The 23,271-nt window shown below is 72.1% G+C and carries 22 protein-coding genes; 14 read left to right on the top strand and 8 right to left on the bottom strand.

Annotated elements, in window-relative coordinates; all coding sequences use genetic code 11:
* Window positions 1-37 precede the first annotated feature (37 nt).
* Window positions 38-1,591 carry a recombinase family protein gene (locus tag V4Y03_RS19220; RefSeq protein WP_332437226.1) on the bottom strand — a complete coding sequence of 518 codons (1,554 nt, stop codon included), beginning with the start codon at window positions 1,589-1,591 and terminating at the stop codon, window positions 38-40.
* Between the two features lie 114 nt (window positions 1,592-1,705).
* Between V4Y03_RS19220 and V4Y03_RS19215 the strand changes: the two genes are divergently transcribed.
* Window positions 1,706-3,343 carry a DNA repair helicase XPB gene (locus tag V4Y03_RS19215; RefSeq protein ID WP_332435710.1) on the top strand — a complete coding sequence of 546 codons (1,638 nt, stop codon included), beginning with the start codon at window positions 1,706-1,708 and terminating at the stop codon, window positions 3,341-3,343.
* 156 nt (window positions 3,344-3,499) lie between these two features.
* Here the strand turns inward: V4Y03_RS19215 and V4Y03_RS19210 are convergent, their stop codons facing one another.
* Window positions 3,500-3,688: a hypothetical protein gene (locus V4Y03_RS19210; RefSeq protein ID WP_332435708.1), complete on the bottom strand. Its 189-nt coding sequence runs from the start codon at window positions 3,686-3,688 to the stop codon at window positions 3,500-3,502.
* Between the two features lie 216 nt (window positions 3,689-3,904).
* On the opposite strand from V4Y03_RS19210, the gene V4Y03_RS19205 reads away from it, so the two are divergent.
* The 3 genes from V4Y03_RS19205 to V4Y03_RS19195 all read left to right on the top strand — a co-directional run bounded on the left by V4Y03_RS19205 (window position 3,905) and on the right by V4Y03_RS19195 (window position 7,044).
* On the top strand, window positions 3,905-5,950 hold the full coding sequence (locus V4Y03_RS19205) for a HelD family protein (RefSeq protein WP_443079878.1): 2,046 nt from the start codon (window positions 3,905-3,907) through the stop codon (window positions 5,948-5,950).
* Window positions 5,947-6,393 carry a VOC family protein gene (locus V4Y03_RS19200; protein WP_332435706.1) on the top strand — a complete coding sequence of 149 codons (447 nt, stop codon included), beginning with the start codon at window positions 5,947-5,949 and terminating at the stop codon, window positions 6,391-6,393. Before V4Y03_RS19205 ends, V4Y03_RS19200 begins: the two co-directional genes overlap by 4 nt.
* A 78-nt stretch (window positions 6,394-6,471) precedes the next feature.
* Window positions 6,472-7,044 (top strand): dihydrofolate reductase family protein, encoded by a 573-nt coding sequence (locus tag V4Y03_RS19195; RefSeq protein WP_317877748.1) that lies wholly within the window; start codon window positions 6,472-6,474, stop codon window positions 7,042-7,044.
* A gap of 68 nt (window positions 7,045-7,112) precedes the next feature.
* Here the strand turns inward: V4Y03_RS19195 and V4Y03_RS19190 are convergent, their stop codons facing one another.
* The 3 genes from V4Y03_RS19190 to V4Y03_RS19180 all read right to left on the bottom strand — a co-directional run bounded on the left by V4Y03_RS19190 (window position 7,113) and on the right by V4Y03_RS19180 (window position 9,990).
* Window positions 7,113-8,018, bottom strand: coding sequence for an aminoglycoside phosphotransferase family protein (locus V4Y03_RS19190; RefSeq protein WP_332435705.1), 906 nt, complete (start codon window positions 8,016-8,018; stop codon window positions 7,113-7,115).
* 232 nt (window positions 8,019-8,250) lie between these two features.
* Complete coding sequence (locus tag V4Y03_RS19185; protein WP_332435704.1) at window positions 8,251-8,940, bottom strand: copper homeostasis protein CutC; 690 nt, start codon at window positions 8,938-8,940, stop codon at window positions 8,251-8,253.
* 51 nt (window positions 8,941-8,991) lie between these two features.
* Window positions 8,992-9,990: a hypothetical protein gene (locus tag V4Y03_RS19180; RefSeq protein ID WP_332435703.1), complete on the bottom strand. Its 999-nt coding sequence runs from the start codon at window positions 9,988-9,990 to the stop codon at window positions 8,992-8,994.
* 217 nt (window positions 9,991-10,207) lie between these two features.
* Here V4Y03_RS19180 and V4Y03_RS19175 point away from each other — a divergent pair, with 217 nt between their 5' ends.
* The 3 genes from V4Y03_RS19175 (at window position 10,208) to V4Y03_RS19165 (ending at window position 13,329) form a co-directional block, all read left to right on the top strand.
* On the top strand, window positions 10,208-10,492 hold the full coding sequence (locus tag V4Y03_RS19175; RefSeq protein ID WP_317877909.1) for a heavy-metal-associated domain-containing protein: 285 nt from the start codon (window positions 10,208-10,210) through the stop codon (window positions 10,490-10,492).
* 241 nt (window positions 10,493-10,733) lie between these two features.
* Entirely contained in the window at window positions 10,734-13,001 is a 2,268-nt protein-coding gene (locus V4Y03_RS19170) for a heavy metal translocating P-type ATPase (RefSeq protein WP_317877908.1), read from the top strand.
* Window positions 13,002-13,047: 46 nt separating this feature from the next.
* Window positions 13,048-13,329 (top strand): metal-sensitive transcriptional regulator, encoded by a 282-nt coding sequence (locus V4Y03_RS19165; RefSeq protein ID WP_015035316.1) that lies wholly within the window; start codon window positions 13,048-13,050, stop codon window positions 13,327-13,329.
* 87 nt (window positions 13,330-13,416) lie between these two features.
* On the opposite strand, the gene V4Y03_RS19160 is transcribed toward V4Y03_RS19165, so the two are convergent.
* Entirely contained in the window at window positions 13,417-13,596 is a 180-nt protein-coding gene (locus V4Y03_RS19160; RefSeq protein WP_317877907.1) for a hypothetical protein, read from the bottom strand.
* Between the two features lie 83 nt (window positions 13,597-13,679).
* On the opposite strand from V4Y03_RS19160, the gene V4Y03_RS19155 reads away from it, so the two are divergent.
* The 7 genes from V4Y03_RS19155 (at window position 13,680) to V4Y03_RS19125 (ending at window position 19,532) form a co-directional block, all read left to right on the top strand.
* Window positions 13,680-14,096, top strand: a complete 417-nt coding sequence (locus V4Y03_RS19155) for a BlaI/MecI/CopY family transcriptional regulator (RefSeq protein WP_332435702.1) — start codon at window positions 13,680-13,682, stop codon at window positions 14,094-14,096.
* Window positions 14,093-15,001, top strand: a complete 909-nt coding sequence (locus tag V4Y03_RS19150) for a M56 family metallopeptidase (protein ID WP_332435701.1) — start codon at window positions 14,093-14,095, stop codon at window positions 14,999-15,001. Before V4Y03_RS19155 ends, V4Y03_RS19150 begins: the two co-directional genes overlap by 4 nt.
* A gap of 229 nt (window positions 15,002-15,230) precedes the next feature.
* Window positions 15,231-15,599: a GNAT family N-acetyltransferase gene (locus V4Y03_RS19145; RefSeq protein ID WP_332435700.1), complete on the top strand. Its 369-nt coding sequence runs from the start codon at window positions 15,231-15,233 to the stop codon at window positions 15,597-15,599.
* A gap of 172 nt (window positions 15,600-15,771) precedes the next feature.
* Entirely contained in the window at window positions 15,772-16,665 is an 894-nt protein-coding gene (locus V4Y03_RS19140) for an SAM-dependent methyltransferase (protein WP_317877691.1), read from the top strand.
* Window positions 16,666-16,775: 110 nt separating this feature from the next.
* On the top strand, window positions 16,776-17,216 hold the full coding sequence (locus V4Y03_RS19135; protein ID WP_317877692.1) for a Fur family transcriptional regulator: 441 nt from the start codon (window positions 16,776-16,778) through the stop codon (window positions 17,214-17,216).
* Between the two features lie 123 nt (window positions 17,217-17,339).
* Complete coding sequence (locus V4Y03_RS19130; protein ID WP_332435699.1) at window positions 17,340-18,344, top strand: helix-turn-helix transcriptional regulator; 1,005 nt, start codon at window positions 17,340-17,342, stop codon at window positions 18,342-18,344.
* 213 nt (window positions 18,345-18,557) lie between these two features.
* Window positions 18,558-19,532, top strand: coding sequence for a helix-turn-helix transcriptional regulator (locus V4Y03_RS19125; RefSeq protein WP_332435698.1), 975 nt, complete (start codon window positions 18,558-18,560; stop codon window positions 19,530-19,532).
* 614 nt (window positions 19,533-20,146) lie between these two features.
* On the opposite strand, the gene mshA is transcribed toward V4Y03_RS19125, so the two are convergent.
* Both mshA and V4Y03_RS19115 read right to left on the bottom strand, forming a co-directional pair.
* The gene (mshA, locus tag V4Y03_RS19120) at window positions 20,147-21,538 is read right to left on the bottom strand and encodes a D-inositol-3-phosphate glycosyltransferase (protein ID WP_443079877.1); all 1,392 of its coding nucleotides are present in this window, start codon (window positions 21,536-21,538) and stop codon (window positions 20,147-20,149) included.
* A 99-nt stretch (window positions 21,539-21,637) separates the two neighbouring features.
* Window positions 21,638-23,203: a class I tRNA ligase family protein gene (locus V4Y03_RS19115; protein ID WP_332435697.1), complete on the bottom strand. Its 1,566-nt coding sequence runs from the start codon at window positions 23,201-23,203 to the stop codon at window positions 21,638-21,640.
* Window positions 23,204-23,271 lie beyond the last annotated feature (68 nt).

The following is a 23,271-nucleotide window of genomic DNA, read 5'->3' as shown; positions in this document are numbered from 1 at the left end:
TCCCCAGCAACGGGCCGCGAACAGCGCTCAGGTGGGCTCAGAACAGCTCAAGCTCCCGGGCTACGGCACGCTGTATGACCGCCTCGACGTCCTTGCCGTCAGCGTCCGCACGGCGGATCTCGCCGTCTTCGCCGAAGTGGACAGCGAGGCGGGACACGTCGAGCTTCGGGCCGCCCTTCCGGGACATGCCGACTTCCACGAACGCCCCCGCGTTCAGCAGCAGATCACGCTTGCCCGCCGTGTCCGCGTCCTTCCAGAGCTGTGCGTGCGTCCGGCCGGTCGGGATCGCCTCCACGCCCGCAGGCTTCGCGGTGCGCTGCTTCTCGTTCAGCGAAGCCAAGCGCTCTTCCAGCTTGGCGTACTGAGTCGCGTACCTCGCGGCACCCTCCTCGCCCTTGAACAGTCCACGGTCGTACCGGTCCTTCTCAAGGTCTTCCAGCGCTTCCCTGGCCTGCCGGATCTGCGGGCGGAAGTCCTCGCCCGCGTGCTCCACCATGCGCACCACGGGGAATGCGCCGAACTTCTCCAGGAACAGCGCCGTGACGTGCTGCTCCATGCCCTCACCCGCGATGCTCACGCCGTAGCAGGTGAGCTCCGCGCCCGCCTGCCGGGCCTTCAACCGGCCGATGCACCGATAACGGATTCGGCCCTTGGCGACGTACGTGTACATGCGGTTGTGGCACACCGCGCAGTAGGCGATCCCCCGCAGCAGCGCCGTTCCTTCGCGGCGCCTGTCGCCCGGATTGGCCCGCCGGCTCAGTTCGTCCTGCAATGCCTGCCACGTGTCCATGTCCAGGATCGGCGTGCGGTTGACCAGCGGCAGCCCGTCGGTCATCAGGATCGGCTTTCCGTCTTCGATCACCTGCCCCAGCAACTGAGGGTTGCCGAGGAGGCTCCGCAACGTGGAGGGGTACCACCGCTTGGAGTCGCTGCGCTTGCCCGCTGTCTGCCGCGACGAGTGGCCGGGTGATGGCTTGTCGGACTTCGTGAGATCCACTGCGATCTTGAGCAGCGAGTCCTTGTCGAGGACTCGTTCCACGATCTCGTGGATCGTCCTCGCTTCCTCGGGGTTGACCTCCAGGACCTTCCCCGCACCGCCGGGATTGGGGGCCACCCGGTACCCGTACGGCACTCTGCCGCCCGTATAGCGGCCCTCCCGCCGCAGGTGTTCGTGGGCGCTGGAGACGCGCATCCCGATGGTGTCGGATTCCAGCTCCGCGAAGACCGCGATCACCTTCGCCATGGCGCGGCCCATGGATGACGTGAGGTCCAGGGGTTCGCTGGCGGATGCCAGGGCCACACTCTCCGCCTGCGTGATCTTCATGATCTCCGCGAAGTCCACCGTGGACCGGGCCAAGCGGTCGATCTTGAAGAACACGATCACGTCGAACTCGGCGAGACGGGACAGGACGCGTTGCAGCCCCGGACGGTCCAAGCCACGCGAGTAGCCGGAGACATCGATGTCTTCTTCCACGGTTATGACCTGCCAGCCTCTGGCCTGGCACAACGCCTCGCACGCCGCCCGCTGACGCTCCGGCGAGGTAGACTCTTCTGTTTCCCGCGAAAGGCGGACATAGATGGCCGCGCGCATTCCCGACGCGTTGGCCGGAACGCCCTTCGGGCGACGGGCACGGGGCATGGCCCTGGCCGTGGCAGGCGCAGATGTGGTGTCTGTCACAACACGATCCTATCGCTGGAGGTATGTGTGTCCTGCCTGATCGTCCAGAGTGACAAGACGCTGCTCCTGGAGGTCGACCACGAGCTTGCCGAGGCGTGTCGGCGGGTCATCGCGCCCTTCGCCGAGCTGGAGCGGGCTCCTGAGCACATTCACACCTACCGGGTGACGCCCCTCGGGCTGTGGAACGCGCGGGCCGCCGGGCACGATGCCGAGCAGGTCGTCGACGCGCTCGTCGAGTACTCCCGCTACCCCGTGCCGCACGCGCTGCTCGTCGACATCGCCGAGACCATGGCCCGCTACGGGCGGCTCACCCTGTCCAAGCACCCCACCCACGGGCTCGTCCTGACCAGCACCGACCGGCCCGTCCTCGAGGAGATCCTGCGGTCGCGGAAGGTGCAGCCGCTGGTCGGGGAGCGGATCGACGCCGACACCGTCGTCGTGCACCCCTCCGAGCGCGGGCAGATCAAGCAGACGCTGCTCAAGCTGGGCTGGCCCGCCGAGGACCTCGCCGGGTACGTCGACGGCGAGGCCCACCGGATCGATCTCGCCGAGGACGGCTGGTCCCTGCGGCCGTACCAGAAGCAGGCCGTCGAGGGCTTCTGGCACGGTGGCTCCGGTGTGGTCGTACTGCCCTGCGGCGCCGGGAAGACGCTGGTCGGAGCCGGTGCGATGGCCCAGGCCAAGGCGACCACCCTCATCCTCGTGACCAACACCGTCTCCGCCCGCCAGTGGAAGAGCGAGCTGGTGAAGCGCACCTCGCTGACCGAGGACGAGATCGGCGAGTACAGCGGTACGAAGAAGGAGATCCGGCCGGTCACCATCGCCACGTACCAGGTGCTCACCACCAAGCGGAAGGGCGTCTACCCGCACCTGGAGCTGTTCGACTCCCGGGACTGGGGACTCATCGTCTACGACGAGGTCCATCTGCTTCCCGCGCCCGTCTTCAAGTTCACCGCCGACCTCCAGGCCCGGCGGCGGCTCGGGCTGACCGCCACCCTCGTCCGCGAGGACGGGCGCGAGTCCGACGTCTTCTCCCTCATCGGGCCCAAGCGGTTCGACGCGCCCTGGAAGGAGATCGAGGCGCAGGGCTACATCGCGCCCGCCGACTGCGTCGAGGTCCGGGTCAACCTGACCGATTCCGAGCGGCTCGCCTACGCGACCGCCGAGGCCGAGGAGAAGTACCGCTTCTGCGCCACCACGGCGACCAAGCGGAAGGTCACCGAGGCGCTGGTGAAGAAGTTCGAGGGGCAGCAGATCCTCGTCATCGGGCAGTACATCGACCAGCTCGACGAGCTGGGCGAGCACCTCGACGCCCCCGTCATCAAGGGCGAGACCCCGAACGCCCAGCGCGAGAAGCTCTTCGACGCCTTCCGGACCGGCGAGATCAGCGTCCTCGTCGTGTCGAAGGTCGCCAACTTCTCCATCGACCTGCCCGAGGCCACCGTCGCCATCCAGGTGTCCGGCACCTTCGGCTCCCGCCAGGAGGAGGCGCAGCGCCTCGGCCGCGTGCTCCGGCCGAAGGCCGACGGCCACCAGGCGCACTTCTACTCGGTCGTCGCCCGCGACACCATCGACCAGGACTTCGCCGCGCACCGGCAGCGGTTCCTGGCCGAGCAGGGGTACGCGTACCGGATCGTCGACGCGGACGAGCTGCTCGCGCCGTAGGGGTGAGGAATCCGCCGGCGGCGGTGAAGCGGAGGGCGCGGGTGCTGGTGCCGGTGGTCGCGGTGTCGGTGGTCGCGGTGTCGGTGGTCGCGGCGGGCTTCGTCGTCATGCTGCGATCGCATCAGCGCTCCCCGGCGCCGACAGCCGTGCGCGTACTCAGTCCGGGCCCGGCGCGTACTCAGGTCGTGGGTTCCTGACGCCGGACCGCGGTGGGCCGTAGTCGCCGAGAAGGGTGACCGCGGCCGCCGCGCCGCCGAAGGCGCGTATCGCGCGCAGCGCCGTGCCCAGGGTGTGGACGCGGGGGCGGGGGACGGTGGTCACGAGGGTGAAGGTCGTCGCGGTCATGCCTCCATCATCGAATCCGGACATTGAGAACACATCGCCCTGGGGGTGGAATCGGGGTCCCCCGCACGTCGGACCCCTTCCCCTAGGGGTCCCGGGGGCGAAAACGCGGTTCGCCGGGGCCTCCGCCCGGCGTTAGACTTCTCGGCTTCCCCGCTTCCCGTTCGTGGAGCGCCGCCGTCCGGTCGGAAACCGGCGGCCACCTTGTCGTGTCCGCGTATCCACCTGCCCGGAGGCCTCACTGTGTCCGCATCCGACCCGCTCGCGCGTGAGCGCGCCCATCTGGCCTCGTCCCGCGCCGCCCTGCGCGCGATGCGCGAGGACGTGGAGGCGCTCGACATCAAGGACGTCACGGCGAACTGGGTGAACTCCCTCGTCCTCGGCCGGCAGATCGAGGACCGGATCAAGGCGCTGGCCGACCTCTCCCACACGCCGCTGTTCTTCGGGCGGCTCGACTACCTGCACACCACGCAGGAGGGCCAGCGCTTCTACATCGGGCGGCGGCACGTCCACGACGCCAACGGCGACCCGATGGTGATCGACTGGCGCGCGCCGGTCTCGCAGCCGTACTACCAGGCCTCGCGGAAGGACCCGCAGGACGTCGGCCTGCGGCGCCGCTTCGGTTACACGGGCGGCGACCTCACCGCGTACGAGGACGAGCACCTCTCCGACCCGGACGAGCTGGAGCGGACCAGCCGGCTGCTCCAGACCGAGATCGAGCGGCCCCGCGTCGGCCCCATGCGCGACATCGTCGCCACGATCCAGCCGGAGCAGGACGGGATCGTCCGCTCCGACCTGTCGGGGACGGTCTGCGTGCAGGGAGGCCCCGGCACGGGCAAGACGGCCGTCGGCCTGCACCGTGTCGCGTACCTCCTCTACGCGCACCGGGAGCGGCTCGCCCGCACCGGCACCCTGGTCATCGGGCCGAACCGGTCCTTCCTCCAGTACATCGAGCAGGTGCTGCCCGCCCTGGGTGAGCTGGAGGTGAAGCAGGCGACCGTCGACGGCCTCGTCGCGCACGTCGAGGTGCGGGGGACGGACGAGGCGGCGACGGCGGTCGTCAAGGGCGACGCCCGGATGGCGGAGCTGCTGCGCCGGGCGCTGCGCTCGCACGTGGCGCTGCCGAAGGAGCCCCTGATGGTGGTGCGCGGCTCGCGCCGCTGGCGGGTGCCCGCGTACGAGATCGAGGAGATGGTGCGGGAGCTGCTGGACCGGGACATCCGGTACGGGGCCGCCCACGAGGCGCTGCCGCAGCGCATCGCGCACGCCGTCCTGGTCCGTATGGAGGAGGCGGGCGAGGCGCCCGACGACCGGGTGCAGAACGCCGTCGCCCGGAACCCGGCGGTGAAGGCGGTCGTGAAGGCGTGCTGGCCCGCGGTGGACCCCGCGAAGCTGGTGCTGCGGCTGCTGGGCGACGCGGAGTTCCTGGCGGAGCACGCCGAGGGGCTGCTCACCGAGGACGAGCGGAAGCTGCTGCTGTGGGCGAAGCCCGCGCGCAGCGTGAAGACGGCGAAGTGGTCGGCGGCGGACGCGGTCCTCGTCGACGAGGCGCGGGACCTCGTGGAGCGGACGCACTCGCTCGGACATGTGGTCCTCGACGAGGCGCAGGACCTGTCGCCGATGCAGTACCGGGCGGTGGGCCGGCGCTGCACGACCGGTTCGGCGACGGTCCTCGGCGACCTGGCGCAGGGCACGACGCCCTGGGCGACGGAGAGCTGGGCGCAGGCGCTGGGGCATCTGGGGAAGCCGGAGGCGCTGGTGGAGGAGCTGACGGCCGGTTTCCGTGTGCCGCGCGAGGTGATCGCGTACGCCTCTCGGCTGCTTCCGTTCATGTCGCCGGGGCTCGCTGCGGTCGAGTCGGTGCGGGAGAACCCCGGTGCGCTGGAGGTACGGCACACGGACGCGCTGGACGCGGAGGTCGTCGCGGCCTGCGCCGAGGCGCTGGCGCACGAGGGCTCGATCGGTCTGATCGCCGCCGACGCGCGGATCGCGCCGCTCGCGGAGGCGCTGACGGCCGCCGGTCTCGCGTACCTCTCCCCCGGTGAGGAGACGACCGCGGAGTCCCGGCTGACGCTGGTGCCGGCCTCGCTCGCGAAGGGTCTGGAGTACGACTACGTGGTCCTGGACGAGCCGGCGGCGGTCGTCGACGGCGAACCGGACGAGCGGACGGGCCTGCGGCGGCTGTACGTGGCGCTGACGCGTGCGGTGTCGGGGCTGGCGGTCGTTCACTCCGCGCCCGTTCCGCACCAGTTGGGCGCGCTGTGAGCGGCTCGGCGCCCGCGCCCGGCGCCGTCGGGTCCCTGCATCACGTCGAGGTGTGGGTGGGGGACCTGGAGCACGCGGAGGAGAGTTTCGGGTGGCTGCTCGGCGCGCTCGGGTACGCGCCGTTCCAGCGGTGGGAGGGCGGCCGGAGCTGGGCGCTCGGCTCCTGCTACCTGGTCGTCGAGCGGTCGTCCGCCCGTACGTCGGACCGGCACGACCGGCTGCGGCCCGGCCTGAACCACCTGGCGTTCCACGCCGGGGACCGGGCCGCCGTCGACGCGCTGGCCGCCGAGGCGCCGGCGCACGGCTGGCGGCTGCTGTTCGCGGACCGGCACCCGTACGCCGGGGGCGAGGGCGTCTACGCGGCCTACCTGGAGAACGCCGACGGGTTCGAGGTGGAACTCGTCGCCGATCCGGCCGGACACGACCTCGGACACGACCGATGAGTTCCGGCGCGTTCCCCCGTCTATAGGTTGTAGTCGGTGCTGCTGAGCACCAGTCACGAACCTCACGGGAGACCCCAGATGCGCACCCTGATCAGCTCCGCCTTCGTCTCGCTCGACGGTGTCGTGGAGGCTCCCGGCGGCGAGACCGGCTACCGCAACGCGGGCTGGACCTTCAAGGACATGGAGTTCCTGCCGGAGGCGTACGCCCTCAAGGGCCAGGAGCAGCAGGAGGCCACCGCGATGCTGCTCGGGCGGGCCAGCTACGAGGCCTTCAGCGCCGTCTGGCCCGACATGGAGGACTTCGCGGACTACAAGGCGATGCCGAAGTACGTGGTGTCGACCACGCTCACCGAGGACGACCTCGTGGACAACTGGGGCGAGATCACGATCCTGCGCTCGCTCGACGAGGTCGCCGCGCTGAAGGAGACCGAGGGCGGCCCGATCATCATGCACGGCAGCGCGTCGCTGGGCCGCTCGCTCTCGGACGCCGGGCTGATCGACCGGTACAACCTGCTGGTCTTCCCGCTGCTCCTCGGTGCGGGCAAGCGGCTGTTCAGCGCGACGGACAAGGACACGCAGAAGCTGAAGCTGGTCGAGCACGAGGTGTACGCGAACGGCATGCAGAAGAACGTCTTCGACGTCGTCCGCTGACCCCTGACGGGGTCGGGACCCTGACGGGGTCGGGACCCTGACAGGGTCGGGACCCTGACAGGGTCGGGTCAGAGCTTCGCGTACTCGGCGAGGGCCTCGGTGCGGGTGCGGCGGGCGACCGTCGCCAGTACCGGGTTCGTGTCGCGGTAGTACTGCTCGGTGACCAGGCCCCAGGCGAGCGCCCAGCCCCGCCCGCGTTCCCAGGTCGCGTCGTCGACGCGGGCCGCCTCCCGGAAGAGGGGGCGGGTGTCGGCGGTGAACAGCGTCCAGGCGGGCATCGTGTCGCAGGCCGGGTCGCCCGTGCCGAGGCCGCCGAAGTCGATGACGGCGCTGAGCCGGCCGTCGCGGCCGAGCAGGTTGCCGGGGAGCAGGTCGCCGTGCACCCAGACGGGTGCGCCGTCCCACTGGGGGAGCCGGAGGACCGCCTCCCAGGAGGCGGTCGCGAGGTCCGCGTCGACGAGGCCGTCGGCGGCGAGGCCCCGGACGGCCCACGGCAGGTTGCCCTCCTCCCAGGAGGTGACCGGGCCGCCCCGGAAGGACGTGGGCCCGTCGCCCGCGTCGAGGGCGCGCAGGGCGGCGCCGAAGCGGCCCAGCTCGACGGCCGCGTGGGCGAGGTCGGTGAGCGGGACGTCGTACGTGTCGTCCCCGTCGAGCCAGCGGTAGACCGACCAGGGCATCGGGAACGCGTCGCTCGGCTCGGCGCGGCCCACCGGGACCGGGACGTCCAGGGGCAGGTGCGGGGCGAGCAGGGGCAGCCAGCGCTGTTCCTTCTCGACGTGGCGGGCGGCGTACGCGACCCGGGGCAGCCGGACGACGAGGTCGTCACCGAGCCGGAACATCACGTTGTCCGTACCGGCCGAGCGCACGGCACGCACCGGGAGCCCGGCCCACTCGGGAAACCGGGCGGCGACGAGCCGTTCGACGAGTGCGGTGTCGGGGGTCGGGCCGTCGGTTCCTCGCGCGGTCGCTGCCATGCGGGGAGGTTAACGACCGGCGGGCAGGCGGGGCGAGGCGTTTTCGAGGGGGTGGGCGCGCGGGCGGGCGGGGCCGGGGCCGCAGGCGCCCGGGGCCGTGAACGCGTGTGCGCCAAAGGCGCGTTGCGCCCCCGCCTCCGTACGCGAGCCCCCGCGTCCGTACGCGAGCCCCCGCCTCCGTACCCGAGTCCCGCCCGCTCCCCCGCCCCGGCCCTGGTCTGCCGGACAGGCGCTACGCGTCCACCGCCTCCCGCCACGTCCGTACCGCGTCCGCCGAGACCGGGGCCGCCCAGCCCTGGGGGCGGGCCGCGCCGCCGATGTGGAAGGCGTCGAGGCCCGCCGCGCGGAGTTCGGGGAGGTGGTCGAGGCGGAGGCCGCCGCCGACGAGGATCCGCGCCTCGTAGCCGGGCTCGCCCGCGCGGGCGGCCTCGGCCTTGAGGGTGGCGAGGCCGTCGTCGACGCCGGTGGCGGCGCCGGCGGTGAGGTAGGTGTCGAGGCCGGGCAGGTCGGCGAGGCGCTCGCGGAGGCCGTCGCGGTCGGCGGCGCGGTCGATCGCCCGGTGGAAGGTCCAGCGGGCGCCGTCGAGGGCGGCGAGGAGGCGCTCGACGGCCACGAGGTCGGGCTCGCCGTCGGGGGTGAGGAAGCCGAGGACGAACTCGTCCGCCCCGGCTTCGCGCAGTTCCAGGGCTCGCCCGACCAGCGCGTCGACGTCTCCGGCCGCGAATCCGTCGGTGAGGCGGAGCATCACGCGCAGCGGGATGTCGACGGCGGCGCGGATCACGGCGAAGCCGGTCCGGGACGGGGTGAGTCCGTCCGCCGCCATGTCGGTGACGAGTTCGAGCCGGTCGGCGCCACCGGTCTGGGCAGCGACCGCGTCTTCCTCGTCGAGGGCGATCACCTCAAGGACTGCACGGTTGCTCATCGAGCCCATTCCTCCATGAATGACGGCTATAGGTCTAGTCCAATGACCAGACTAGCCGTGCGCGTGGTCTCCCGCACCGTGCGTGGCCTCGTCGGCCGGGGTCACGGGCGCCTTGGTGGTCGTTCCCGGTGCGCCCGTCGCTCCCGCGGTGACGGTGAAGGCCGCCGTCCGCACCTTGCCCTGGTGCTGGAAGTCCAGGAACAGACGGTACGTGCCCGCGCTCGGTGCCGTCGCCGTGAAGGAGACGTCGGGGCCGGGGCCGCCCTCGTTCGGGTGCACGTGGAGGTAGGCGAGGTCGCCGTCGCGGAGGGCCACGAGGTGTCCGTACGCCCCGAGGTACGGCTCCAGGTCGGTGACCGGCTTCCCGCCCTTGGTGACGGTGAGCCGCAGTTCGCCGGCCTTGCCGGGGTCCAGGGTGCCGCCGAGGCGGACCTGGTAGCCGTCGACGGCCGCGGTCGGCGCGATGGCGGGCAGCGGCTTCGGCGCGTACGCCCCCGGGACGGAGAGGTCGGCGCCGAGCGTGATGCCCTTGGCGCCGGGCGCGGCGGGCTTGAAGTCGGCGAAGGCCTTGTAGCCGCCGGCGGCGGGCAGGTCGACGGGGGTCGTCCAGGTGCCGTCGGCCGCCTTCACGGGGTGCAGGTGACGGAAGGTGTTGAGGTCGCGCGAGGCGACGATGAAGTGCAGTTCCTTGCCGTGCTCGGTGGTGAAGGCGGTGACCTTCTTGCCCGCCGCGTCCTTGACGGAGAACTTCAGGACGCTGCGGCCCGGGGTGGTGACGGGGGTCTCCAGGGCGAGGGTGTAGCCGCCGTCGGAGACCTGGAGGCCGCCGGGGAGGTTCGCGGCGGAGGCGCCGGAGGGCGCGGCCTCCTCGTGTCCGGCGTGGCCGCCGGCGGCGGGGCTCTCGGTGGCGGAGGGCGCGGACGCGTGGTCGCCGTGCTCGGCCTTCGCGGGCTCCTCGACGGGGCCGACGCCCTTGCCCACCCCGTACGCGGCCCCGAAGGTCGCGGCGAGCGCGGCGGCGTAGGCAGTGATCTTCACTCCGGTGTTCATGGCTGCTCTCCCGTACGTGGGTGGGGTGGGTGACCGTGCGGCGCGCCGTGCCGTGAGGGGGCGTGTCGCGCTGTCCGATGCACTTCACCATACCCCTGGGGGGTATCAAGTCAAGTCGGGGAACGGCTTGCGTCGGATACGGGAGGGGGGTATACATGGACTCACAACCGAATACCCCCCGAGGGTATCGGACCGGGAATCGACCGAGGAGGAAGCCATGGGCTCCTGCTGCACCCCCGACAACAGCTGCTCGACCACGGAGGCCACCGCCGTCGCGGTCGCCGACAGCACCGTCACGGTCTACGCCGTCTCCGGCATGACCTGCGGGCACTGCAGGACCGCGATCACCAAGTCCGTCAGCGCGCTGGACGGCGTCCTCGCCGTCGAGGTCGACGTGGACGGCGGCCTGGTGACCGTGACCACGGGCGGCGAGCCCGACGACGCCGCGATCACCGCGGCGGTCGACGACGCGGGCTACGAGCTCACCGGCCGCGCCGCCTGACCGACAGCCCCCTCGGCCGCCGGGGCCCGCCCACCACGCCCGGGCCCCGGCCCCCGACATCCCGCATACGAGGGCTTCCGCCACCGGGACCGGCGAGTGAGCCGAAGGGGCGCGCCGGGGGAACGGAACCGAGCGCGCGGAGCCTCCCGAGGAACGAGGGAGGCGAGCACGGTCGGGGCCGCGAGCCCGGCACCAGCGCCCCAGAGGCGAACCGAGCCCTGAAAAAAGAGGAGCAGGAGCTATGACAACGACGACACCGGGCACCGCCCAGGTCGAGCTCGCCATCGGCGGCATGACCTGCGCCTCGTGTGCGGCCCGTATCGAGAAGAAGCTCAACCGGATGGACGGGGTCGAGGCCACCGTCAACTACGCCACCGAGAAGGCGAAGGTCACCTTCGACGCCGACATCGACGTCGCCGCGCTGATCGCCACCGTCGAGGCCACCGGCTACACCGCCGCCGAGCCCCAGCCGGAGCGCCCGGCCGGAAGCGGCGGCGAGGAGGGCCCGACCGACGAGGAGAAGGCCGACGAGGAGCTGCGGCCCCTCAAGCAGCGGCTGATCACCGCGGTCACGCTCGCCGTGCCGGTCATCGCGATGGCGATGGTCCCGGCGCTGCAGATCGAGTACTGGCAGTGGCTGAGCCTCACGCTCGCCGCGCCGGTCGTCGTCTACGCCGCCTGGCCCTTCCACAAGGCCGCCTGGACCAACGCCAAGCACGGCGCGGCCACCATGGACACCCTGATCTCGGTCGGCACGATCGCCGCGTTCCTGTGGTCCCTGTGGGCGCTGTTCTTCGGTACGGCCGGCACGCCGGGGATGACCCACCCGTTCGAGTTCACGATCGCCCGTACCGACGGCGCCGGGAACATCTACCTGGAGGCCGCGGCCGGCGTCACCGCCTTCATCCTCGCGGGCCGCTACTTCGAGGCCCGTTCGAAGCGCAAGGCGGGCGCCGCGCTCAAGGCGCTGATGCAGCTGGGCGCCAAGGAGGTGACCGTCCTCAGGAACGGCCAGGAGGTCACCGTACCGACGGCGGACCTGCAGGTCGGGGACCGTTTCCTGGTCCGTCCGGGCGAGAAGATCGCCACCGACGGCACGGTCGTCGAGGGTTCGTCCGCCGTGGACGCCTCCATGCTGACCGGCGAGTCCGTCCCGGTCGAGGTCTCCGTCGGCGACTCCGTCACCGGCGCCACCCTGAACGCCGGCGGCCGGCTGGTCGTCGAGGCCACCCGCGTCGGATCCGACACCCAGCTCGCCCGGATGGCGAAGCTCGTCGAGGACGCGCAGAACGGCAAGGCCGCAGCCCAGCGCCTCGCCGACCGGATCTCGGCCGTCTTCGTCCCGATCGTCATCGCGCTCGCCCTCGGCACCCTCGGCTTCTGGCTGGGTACGGGGCAGGGCCTGACCGCCGCCTTCACCGCCGCCGTCGCCGTACTGATCATCGCCTGCCCCTGCGCCCTGGGCCTGGCCACCCCGACCGCCCTCATGGTCGGCACCGGCCGCGGCGCCCAGCTCGGCATCCTCATCAAGGGCCCCGAGGTCCTGGAGACCACCCGCAAGGTCGACACGATCGTCCTCGACAAGACCGGCACCGTCACCACCGGCCGGATGACCCTCATCAAGGTCCACACCGCCGAGGGCGTCGACGAGAAGGACGTCCTGCGACTGGCGGGCGCCCTGGAGCACTCCTCGGAGCACCCGATCGCGCAGGCCGTCGCCACCGGCGCCGCCGCCAGGGTGGGGACGCTCCCGACCCCCGAGGACTTCGCCAACATCCCCGGTCTGGGTGTGCAGGGCGTCGTCGAGGGCCACGCCGTCCTCGTCGGCCGCGAGAAGCTGCTCGACGAGTGGGCCATGGCGCTCCCCGCGGACCTCAAGTCCGCGAAGGACGCCGCCGAGAAGACCGGCAAGACCGCCATCGCGGTGGCCTGGGACGGTGAGGCCCGCGCGGTCCTGGAGGTCGCCGACGCCGTCAAGGAGACCAGCGCGGAGGCCATCAGGCGGCTGCGCGGTCTGGGTCTGACGCCGATCCTGCTCACGGGTGACAACAAGGCGGTCGCGGAGGCCGTCGCCGCCGAGGTCGGCATCGACGAGGTCATCGCGGAGGTCATGCCGCAGGACAAGGTCGACGTCGTCAAGAAGCTCCAGGCGGAGGGCCGTTCGGTCGCCATGGTCGGCGACGGCGTCAACGACGCCGCCGCGCTCGCCCAGGCCGACCTGGGACTGGCGATGGGCACCGGAACGGACGCCGCCATCGAGGCCGGCGACCTGACCCTCGTACGGGGTGACCTGCGGGCCGCGGCCGACGCGATCAGGCTCTCCCGCAAGACGCTCGGCACGATCCGCTCGAACCTGTTCTGGGCCTTCGCCTACAACGTGGCGGCCCTGCCGCTCGCGGCGGCCGGACTGCTCAACCCGATGATCGCGGGCGCGGCGATGGCCTTCTCCTCGGTCTTCGTGGTCGGCAACAGCCTCCGTCTGCGGGGCTTCCAGGCCGCCGACCGCTGACGAACGTCCTTCCCTCCCTCCCCCTCCCCTCCCCGAGGAGCCCGTCGTGGCCGGTTACGGACAGCACAAGGAAGACATCATCAGACGCCTGCGCCGCATCGAGGGTCAGGTCAGGGGGGTGCAGCGGATGGTCGACGAGGACGTCTACTGCATCGACGTCCTCACCCAGGTCTCCGCGATCAACGCGGCCCTCCAGTCCTGCGCGGTGGCCCTGCTGGACGAGCACCTCAGCTGCTGCGTCACGGAGGCCATCGCCCAGGGCGGGGACCAGGCGAAGGTGAAGGTGGGCGAGGCCTCGAAGGCCATCGCCCGGCTGATCCGGACATAGGGCGCGTGACATGGTCCCTGTTCAGGCCCCTGACGGGGTCCTGAACAGGACCGGCGGGAGGACCCGCGAGAGGCCCCCCGGGGGAGATCAACCGCTCTTGCGTGAAGGGCAGTCGGCGGACAGCGTGAGACTCAGCCGGAGACAGAGGCCGAGCAGCTGCCGGAGGAGCACCAGCTCCACCGATCCGGGGAGACCGGAGTCGCAGACCTTCGCGCAGGGGCGGTTCTTCGTAGGGGCCGCCAGAAGGGTCTTCATGAGGGTCGACATCCTGCCACTGTACCCCTGGGGGGTATACCTGAGCGGGGGAAGCGGCCCGTACGATGAGCCGCCCGTAGGGGGAGGGGATGCACGTGCGCCGGCTGGGAGAGCTGGAGGCCGAGATCATGGACCGACTGTGGGCCTGGCAGCGGCCCGCCACGGTCCGCGAGATCGTCGACGACATCAACCGGGAACGACGGGTCGCGTACACGACCGTCATGACCGTCGCGGACATCCTGCACCGCAAGGGCTGGCTCCGCCGGGAGAAGGCCGGCCGGGCCTGGCTGTACGAGCCCGTCCGCAGCCGCGAGGAGTACACGGCCGGACTGATGCGGGACGCCCTCGGCGACAGCCAGGACCGCCCGGCGGCCCTGCTCCGCTTCGTCGAGGTCATCTCGGACGAGGACGTGGACGCCCTCGACGCGGCCCTCCGCGCGGCCCGCGGTGATCAGCCACCGCTCCAGCACCCGCTCCACCATCCACACCCAGGGGACGGGGGCGGCGCGTGAACCACCACATCCTCGTCCCGCTCGGGCTCGTCCTGCTCACCGGCGGCCTGGTCCCCTGGCTGGTGGCCCGGTCCCGCTGGGCCCAGCAGGCACCCAGGCTCGCCCTGACCGTCTGGGCCGCGTGCGGGGCCGTCTTCGCGGCGGCGACCGCCCTGATCCCCGCCCAGCTGGTCCTTTCGGCCGGGAGCAGTCACCGGCTGGCCGACATGCTCTTCACCCTCGAACCGCCCACGCTCGCTCAGGTCATGAACCTCGACGGGCGTGAGCGGTTCGCTTTTTCGCTCTCCCTGCTCGTCCTGTCGCTGCCCGCCGCCGCGTTCGCCCGCCGCCTCGCCAGGGCCCGCCGGGCGCGGCTGCGGCACGCCGGGGTGCTGCGGATCGTCGGACGGTACGACCCCGCCCTGCGCGCCACCGTCCTCGACGACGAACGCCCCGCCGTCTACTGCCTGCCCGGCCGCACGCGCCGGGTCGTGGTCTCCTCGGGCGCGCTGCGCGCCCTCACCCCGGCCCAGCTGGCGGCGGCCCTCGCGCACGAGCGGGCGCACATCGCCGGGCGCCACCACCTGCTGGTCGCGGCGGCGGAGGCGTTCGCGGCGGTCTTCGCGCGCCTTCCGCTCGCCCGGTACGGCGGTCCCGCCGTACCGCTGCTGCTCGAAATGGCGGCGGACGACCGGGCATTGCGCCGATGTACGCGGGACGCGCTGGCCACCGCTCTGTACGCGCTGGCCTCGGGGCGGGCGCCCAGGTCGGCATTTGCCGCGGGAGGTCCTTCGGCGGCGGTGCGGATGCGGCGGATCCTCACTCCGCACAGCGCCGGACATCCCGTTCTGCTCGGCCTGTTGACCGTCGCTTCGGCGGCACTGGCGATGGCACCCTTGATCGTCGCCTGCTGTTCGTTCCCCTGATAACTGCCCTATTTACTAAGCGAATTCGTAGATTTCGCATCGGTCACGGACAACTTAATTCCCCGCTATTGTGGGTATGTTGGGGCTCACGCTCGGCACGTCGAAGGGTACAAAACCAATGCAGCTGGCTGGCGTTCGAACGGCCGCGGCCGGCGATGCGACGACGATATCCAGGCTGCTTGCCGACGCCATTCGGAGCAGCTACGCGGGAATCCTTGACGAAATCCCGATGCGACGGCTGATCTCCGCACAGTGCGCGCTCCCCCGCATACGAGCGGAAATTGAAATTCCGGGGGGCGCGCCCGGCTGGCTGGGCTGGCTCGTGGCGACCGACACGGAGGGCACGATCGTCGGGGCGGCGGCCGGCGGGGTCCCCGTACCGGGCGAGGGCGAGGTGTACGCCCTGGCCGTGGCGGACGGCTCCCGGCGCCGGGGCGTGGGTACGGCCCTGATGGCGGCGGCCACCCAGCGGATGCGCGACTTCGGCGCCCGCGACCAGCGCGTGGAGCTCCCCGCGGAGTCCGACCCGGCGCTTCCGTTCTACCGGCACCTGGGTTTCGCGGCCCTCTCCCCCAGGCGCTGGAGCCGCGCACTCTGAGCCGCGCGCTCCGAGCCGGAGGCGTGGCAGATCCACGCCATCGCGTGTTCACGCAGCCCGATCCGGTGGATCGGGGCTCCCTCCCCAGGTCAGGATGGGTCCAGCGGCGCGGTCCCGGCGGCACGGGTACCTCGTCCGGACGGCATGGACCGAGCGAGCCCCTGGAGGAGCGATGCACACACCGAGCGGCACTTCCCTGCCCGTCGTGCCCGCAGCGCTCACGCCGGTCCTGCCGTCCCGATACGGCCGGGAGCGCGAGCCCGCCCCCGGGGCCGGCGTCCGGGTCACCTCGGACACCCTGCCGGGGCTCGAGTCCGTCTCCCCCGCCGACGAGGCGTCCGTGTGGCTGCACGACGCCCTGCTCGGCCCGCACAGCGCGGACATCGTCCGGTATCTCAGCCTCGCCCGCTCCACCGGCGGACCCGTCCTGGACCTCGGCTCCGGCGCCGGGCGGCTCGCCGTCCCGTTCGCCCGGCACGGCTTCGCCGTGGAAGCCGTGGACCGGGACGCCTCGGCCCTTGAGCGCCTCGAAGGCTGGGCCCGCCGGATCGGCCCGCAGGTGGCCGGCCTGGTCATGACCCGTCGGGCGGACCTCACCGAGCTGCGGCTCGACGGCAGTTACCGGCTCGCGCTGCTCGCGGGCGCCATGGTCACCGCCGTACCCCCGGCGCGGCGGCCCGGGCTGCTGCGGGAGGTCGCCGGGCATCTGGAGGCGGGCGGGGCGCTGGCCCTGGACTACACGGCCCACCAGCTGCCGGGGCTGATCGCGGAGCCGCAGCGGACCTGGGCGTTCCAGGTGCCGCGGTTCGACGGGATCGACGAGTGGGTGGTGGCCCGGCAGGTCTTCGACCTGCCGTCGATGAGCGAGCGGATCACGTACTACGCGGCCAGGACCGGCAAGCTCTCCACGGAGCGGGTGGTGCTCACCACCGACAAGTGGATCGTGGACCCCGAGCGGCTCGCGGCCGAGCTGCACTCGGCGGGGCTGCACATCGAGGGGCGGCGGCGGCACCGGATCGACGAGCGGACGGAGTCCGTCCTGCTCGTGTGCCGGGCGGACGACTGACCGGGGCGGCGGAGCACCTGACGAGGTGGACGCGCACGCCTGACGAGGTTGACGAGCAAGAGGTACGATGCACACAAAAGTTTGGGCCGACCAGGTGGCGGGCGGAGAAGATGGCAGTCGTGGAAGAGCTGACGGGCCGCGAGGCGGTGATCCAGCGCCTGCGTGATGTCGGGCTGCGGGTCACGGGCCCGCGCCTGGAGGTGCTCACGGTGCTCGCCGCCGGCGGCCATCTCGACGTCGAGGCGATCACGACGACCGCCCGGGAGCGGCTCGGCACGCTGACCAGCCAGGCCGTGTACGAGATGCTGCGGCACTTCCAGGAGACGGGCCTGGTCAGCAAGTTCGACCGGCCGGGCCTGCCCGCGGTCTTCGAGATCTCGGGTCCCGCGCACCAGCACGCCCTGTGCACGGTCTGCGGCCGGGTGGAGAACGTGTCGGCGGCCGCGCCGGTGCCGCCCCGCGGCGCTCTGCCGGAGTGGCGGGTGGACGACGCGGAGATCGTCTTCAAGGGGCTGTGCCCCGACTGCCGGGCAGGCGCCCCCACTGCCTGAGCGGGGTCCAACTCCGTGCGCGTCGTTCGAATGTGTGGCAGGGTCTAGCGGGGCGATTCAACGGGTCCGGGTGGACCGAGGGGAGTCTGCTGCGCAGTGTCCAGAAACACCGCCGTTCCGCGTGTGGGTGGCGATCAGGCTCTCGCCGTCTACCAGGAACTCCGCATCCACCCGGATGCCACGTTCGACGAGGTCGCGGACCGTTTGGAGCTTTCCGCCGAGGAGCGGGAGCGCTGCCGGGGCGAACTCGCCGCACTGGGACTGACCGAGGCCGGGGAGCCGGCCGGATCCGGGGCGCCCGCCGTCGTCGATCCCGATGTCGCCCTGCTGCGGCTGCTGCGCCGGGAGCGCGACCGGCTCCAGGAACGCCTTGCCGCGACCAGCCGTACGCACACCGCTCTCGAAGCCCTCGCCGGGCCGTTCCTGCAGGCCGGAGCCACGCCCCGGGCCGAGGTGGAGGTCGAGATCGTCGACGCTCCCGACCGGGTCCTGAAGAGTCTCGCGGAGCTGGCGGAATCCGTCCGGACGGCCGCGCACTTCATGCACACCGGCTCCGTCCGCCGCGAGGAGATGGGCGGTGAGCTGGACCGGGACCGGCGCTGGGCCGAGCGGGGCGTGCGCGTCCGCGCCATGTACAGCCGCCGGGCCGCCTCGGTGCCGGAGATGGCCCAGCACCTGGAGGAGCGCGCCGCGGTGGGCGTGGAGATCCGGCTGTCCTCGGTGGTGCCGATGAACATGGTGCTGGCCGACGAGAACTTCGCGATGCTCCCGACCGACCCGTACGAGCCCTCGTCCCCGTCGATCCTCGCCCGCGGTCCCGGCCTGGTCCGGTCCTATGTGGCGCTGTACGAGTACTGCTGGACGGCGGCGGCCCCGTACGGCCAGGAGGATCCGGCGGAGAAGGGCTGCGACGGGCTGTCGGAGCAGCAGCGGACGGCGCTGCTGATGCTCGCCTCCGGCATCAAGGACGAGCAGATCGCCCGTAATCTCGGGGTCTCGCTGCGGACGGTCAGCCGTCTTCTGTCCGAGGTGATGCAGGAGTTGGGGGCGGCGAGCCGCTTCGAGGCGGGCGTGAAGGCGGCGCGGCTGGGACTGCTGGACAGCGAGGGTAACGATCGCGGGCTGTGAGGACGGGGGGCTCCCCGGAGGAGTTCGGATGACGCACGATGGGTGCGAGACCAGGCATCACGGACCCCTCCTGGCCGTATGACAGGGTGAGGGCGGGGGCGACTCGATGGAACAGGGGGTCACTTCGCCATGATCACCAGCGGCGGCGGTACGGGAGCGCGGCGGTCACCCGATCCTGTGGTGGACCTCTATCAGGAGTTACGCAGGCGGGGGGTGTCCCGGCTGCGTGAGGTGGGGGACGAACTGCGGCTCGCGCCGCGGGAGTACGAGCGATGTAGGGACGAACTGACGTCCCTCGGGCTGATCGTGCCGACGAATCCCGCCCAGCACGGGGCCCGGGGGGAGTTCGAGGGCGCCGCGGGGCAGCAGGACGGCGACACGGTCGCCGTGATCGACCCGGAGATCGCCATGCTGCGGCTGCTGCACCGCGAGCGGGAGCAGCTGCGGGTCCATCTGGACGAGGCGGACCGGGCGTACAGCACCCTGGAGACGCTGGCGGGGTCCTATCTGCGGGCCGGATCGCTGACGCGTTCGGACGCCGATGTGGAGATGCTCAGCGACTACCGGCGGATCCAGCAGGTACTTGAGGACATCACGGACGTCATCCAGCACGGTCTGGCGTCGATGCACGCGACCTCGCTGAACCGCGAGGTGGGTGAGCGGGTGCTGAGCCGGGACCGGCGGCAGATCGAGAACGGGGTGCGCGTCCGCGCCATGTACAGCGAGCGGGTCTGTGCCTCGCCCGAGGTGCAGATGCATCTGCGGCGCCGGGTCGAGGCGGGGGTCGAGGTGCGGATCACGACGGACGTGCCGATGCCGCTGATCATCGCGGACGCGCAGTTCGCGGTGGTCCCGGTGGATCCGGCGAAGCCGGCGGCGGGCGCGGTGCTGGCCCGGGGCCCGGCCCTGGTCCGCTCGTATCTCGCGCTGTACGAGCACTGCTGGCACACCGCCTCGCCGTACGGGGACGCCTCGGCGCCCGAGCAGGGCGGTGACGGTCTCTCCGAGCAGCAGCGGGCGGCGCTGAGCATGCTCGCCTCCGGGATGAAGGACGAGAAGATCGCGCGGGGACTCGGGGTGTCGCTGCGGACGGTGAGCCGGATGCTCTCCGAACTCATGCAGGACATGGGGGCGACGAGCCGTTTCGAGGCCGGGGTGCGCGCCTACCGGCTGGGCTGGGTGGACTGACCGACATCCCGATGACCCAATGGACCAATGGCCCGCGACGCCAACACCCCACGGCCGGCGGTGAATTGCTTCGGGGACGGAAAGAGAAGACAAAAGGCTCCGCGGCTGCCCCGAAAGGGCGTCCGCGGAGCCTTTTACCCGACGGCGCTCAATTGGCAGGAATCGGCGCCGGGGAGACACGGTCCCACTCGTTCCCGCTGGACGGGGAAGGCGTGGGGGTGGGGGTCACGGTCGCGGTGCCGTCCGTTCCTTCGGCCACCACATGCTGGGAAGCGGCCGACGCGGTTTCCGGGGCCGTCACGAGCGCCGCACCGCCCGCGACGGAGAGACAGGCAGCCGCGGCGACCGCGAACTGACGGACGATCTTACGCATCCCCGTGGCACGCTCAGCAGACATGATTCCTCCAGGAAGTGGAATGTGAATTCGGTCCTCCGGGGGCCCGTGCCGCCGGGCGTTCCCTGAAGACATCTCCATTCTGTCCCGGCCCCGTAATCGAATCCAGGGATTGTCTCTGCGTGGACCCGCCATGGCGCGGATGCGTCAATGCGCCATCCGTACAACGGAATTGAAGGATCCGGAGCGTCCCATATCTTTGGTCGAACCAAAAGAGATGCTAGACTTGTGCTACGGCCTTCTCGTTCCTCCAGGAGAGAGGGGCCGTCGGGGCAGGGGCGTGCCGCCGCCCCTGCCCCACCACCCCGAGCACGGCCGGCCGGCGCGTCTCCGCGAGCGCCCCCCGGTACACCTCGACCGTCCGCGCGGCGGAAGCGCGCCAGCTCATCCCGCGCGCATGACGGACCGCCGCCTCCCCCATCGTCCCCACCACCTCCGGGTGCTCCGCGAGCCACCGCAGCCGCCGCGCGTACTCCACCGGGTCGTGACCGCGCACCAGCATCCCCGTCACCCCGTCCCACACCGCCGTGGGCAGCCCGCCCACCGCCGCCGCGAGCACCGGCGTCCCGCAGGCCTGCGCCTCCAGCGCCACCAGCCCGAACGACTCGCTGCGCGAGGGCACCACCAGGACGTCCGCCGCCCGGTACCAGTCGGCCAGCAACTCCTGCCGTACGGGAGGGAAGGACCGCAGCACATCGGTCACCCCCAGCTCCGCGGCGAGCTGCCAGGCCGTCCCCTCACGGGTCGCGCCCGAGTGGCCGCCGACCACCGGCACCAGCAGCCGGTGGCGCAACTCCGGCGCCTCCCTCAGCAGTTCGGCGATCGCCCGTACGAGCACGTCCGGGCCCTTGAGGGGCTGTATGCGGCCGGCGTAGAGCGGCACGAACGCCCCGGCGGGCAGCCCGAGCCGGGCCCGCGCGGCGGCCCTGCCGTCCGCTGGATGAAAGGTCCGCAGGTCGACCCCGGGGCGGACGACCTCGGTTCGCGGCCCTTCCGCCCCGTACAGGGTGCGCAGCGCCTCCGCCTCGTCGGCCGTGTTGGCGATCAGCCGGTCGGCGGCGGACACCACCTGGTGCTCGCCCCTGACCCGTAGCTCCGGCTCGGGGGTGTCACCGGCGGCGAGGGAACCGTTCTTCACCCGGGCCAGGGTGTGGGCGGTGTGCACCAGCGGGATGCGCCAGCCGACCGAGGCGATCCTGCCCGCCTGCCCGGAGAGCCAGTAGTGCGAGTGGACCAGGTCGTAGCGCCGCTCCTCCTTGAGCAGGGCGAGCGAGAACGGCACCACCAGGTCGGGCATGGCCTCCTTGGGCAGCGCCTCGCGCGGCCCCGCGTGCAGATGCCGGACCCGTACGCCGGGGGCGAGTTCGACGAGCGGGGGCGCGCCCTCGCCCCGGCAGCGGGTGAACAGGTCGACTTCCACGCCCTGTTCGGCCAGGGCGCGGGAGAGCTCGACCATGTAGACGTTCATCCCGCCGGCGTCCCCCGTCCCGGGCTGGTGGAGCGGGGAGGTGTGGACGCTGAGCATGGCGACGCGCAGGGACACGTGGGGCTCCTGAGGAGTGGGGGCCACGTGTCCCTGCGCGTCGCTCGCGCGCGCACGGTCACGCGACAGGGAGGGAGTCGGACACTGCTGTACGGAGATGCTGCTGTACGGAGACACTGCCGTACGGATGTACTTAGTTGCTTAGTAGTGGAGAGCCGGAGCGAGCCGTCAGAAGCCGAAGACCGGGCCCGACGGCGGTGCGAGCCGTGTCCCCGGCAGCGGCGCCGTCAGCGCGTGCCAGTCGACCGCCCGCCCCGGCGCCGCCTGGAGCGCCGCCGCGAGCCGGTCCGCGCCCTCCGGCATCACCGGCCGCGCCCACGCCGACAGCGCCGAGGCCACCGCCAACTGCGCGGCCAGCGCCGGGAGATGACGGCAGGAGGTGCTGGGCCGGCACCGCTCGTGGGCGTTGACATGACCGAAGTCGGCCGCCGAGCGGACCATCTCGTCGAGGACGGCCACCGCGCGGCGCGGATCGAAGGCGTCGGGGCCGTAGGCCTCGCGCAGATCGTCCACGCCCCGGTGCAGCCGCCGCTCCAGGATCTCCCAGCCGGTGCCGCCGGGCAGCGCCTGCGGGGCGAGCCCGCCGCACTCCTCCCGTACGGCGGCGAACAGCCGGGACAGCCAGCTGTTCCAGTTCTCGTCCAGCTCGCGCCGGGCGGTCGCGAGCCGCTCCCGGTGGAAGACCGTCCGGCGGCCCAGCGGGCGGGCCTGGAGGACATGGCGGCGCAGGGTGTCGGAGCCGTACTCGGTGAGCAGGTCCAGCGCCCAGACGTTGCCCTCCTGGACGCCCTCCTCGATGACGTACGACTCGTTGACGTTGAAGTCCTGCGGCAGCTTGATGTCCTGCGCGAGCAGCAGCACCGGCAGCAGCACCGCGTGGCAGAAGGCGTGCCCGAAGCCGCAGAAGTGGATGGCGCGGCGGGGCAGCGGCCCCGTCACGTCGTAGCCGAAGAGGTGCATCGCCGCCGCCTCGAAGCAGCCGTCGATCCGGTGGTCGGGGAAGCCCTCGACCGGCACCGGAAGACCCCACTCGGCGGGGTGGCCGACCGCGATGTCCGGCAGGCCGTCCTCGACGAGCGACTCGCACAGGGCCGCGAGGCGCGGCGGCAGGCCCGCCGTCGCCCAGTAGTCGGCCAGCGTCTCCCGGAAGGGCTCCAGGGGGACGTAGAGCCGGCGGCAGCGGCGGGCCACCGCCGGGGTGTCGCAGAGCGCGCAGCGCGCCCCGATCAGGTCGCCGCCGTCGTTGGGGCGGGCGCACTCGTGGCACATCCCGCCGTCGCTGACCGCGCCGCAGTGCGGGCAGGTGCCGGTGGCGTGCGCCCCGTACAGCCAGCGGTCGCAGGGCTCGCAGTACGGCAGCAGACGGGTGCGCGGGGCGATCACGCCCTGCGCGAAGAGCCGCCCGAAGAGGTCCTGCACCCAGCGTCCGTAACCCTTGTCGCGGCGCGGGCGCACGATGTGGTCGAATTCCACGCCCGACCGCAGCCAGTCGGCGGTGATCGCGGCACGGTAGCCCTCCGCGACCTCCTCGGGCTTGCGGTTGTGGCGCAGCGCCCTGACCTCGACGGAGCTGGCGTGGTCGGCGGTGCCGGTGGTGAACCGGACGGCCTCGCCCTCCGCGCGCAGATAGCGGGTGAGGACGTCGGCGGCGACGTACGGCCCCGCGAGGTGGCCGATGTGCAGCTCGCCGTGGGTGGCGGGAGGGGTCGCGGTGATCCAGACGGGGGTGCTCATGGGACCTCCTTGACGCTGTGGTGCGGTGGGCTTCAGCGGTCGCGGTCGGCGGAGCGCGGTCGGCGCAG

Origin of the sequence: Streptomyces sp. P9-A4, from assembly GCF_036634195.1 — a bacterium.
Lineage (GTDB): Bacteria > Actinomycetota > Actinomycetes > Streptomycetales > Streptomycetaceae > Streptomyces.
This window is presented reverse-complemented; position numbering and strand designations above follow the sequence as displayed.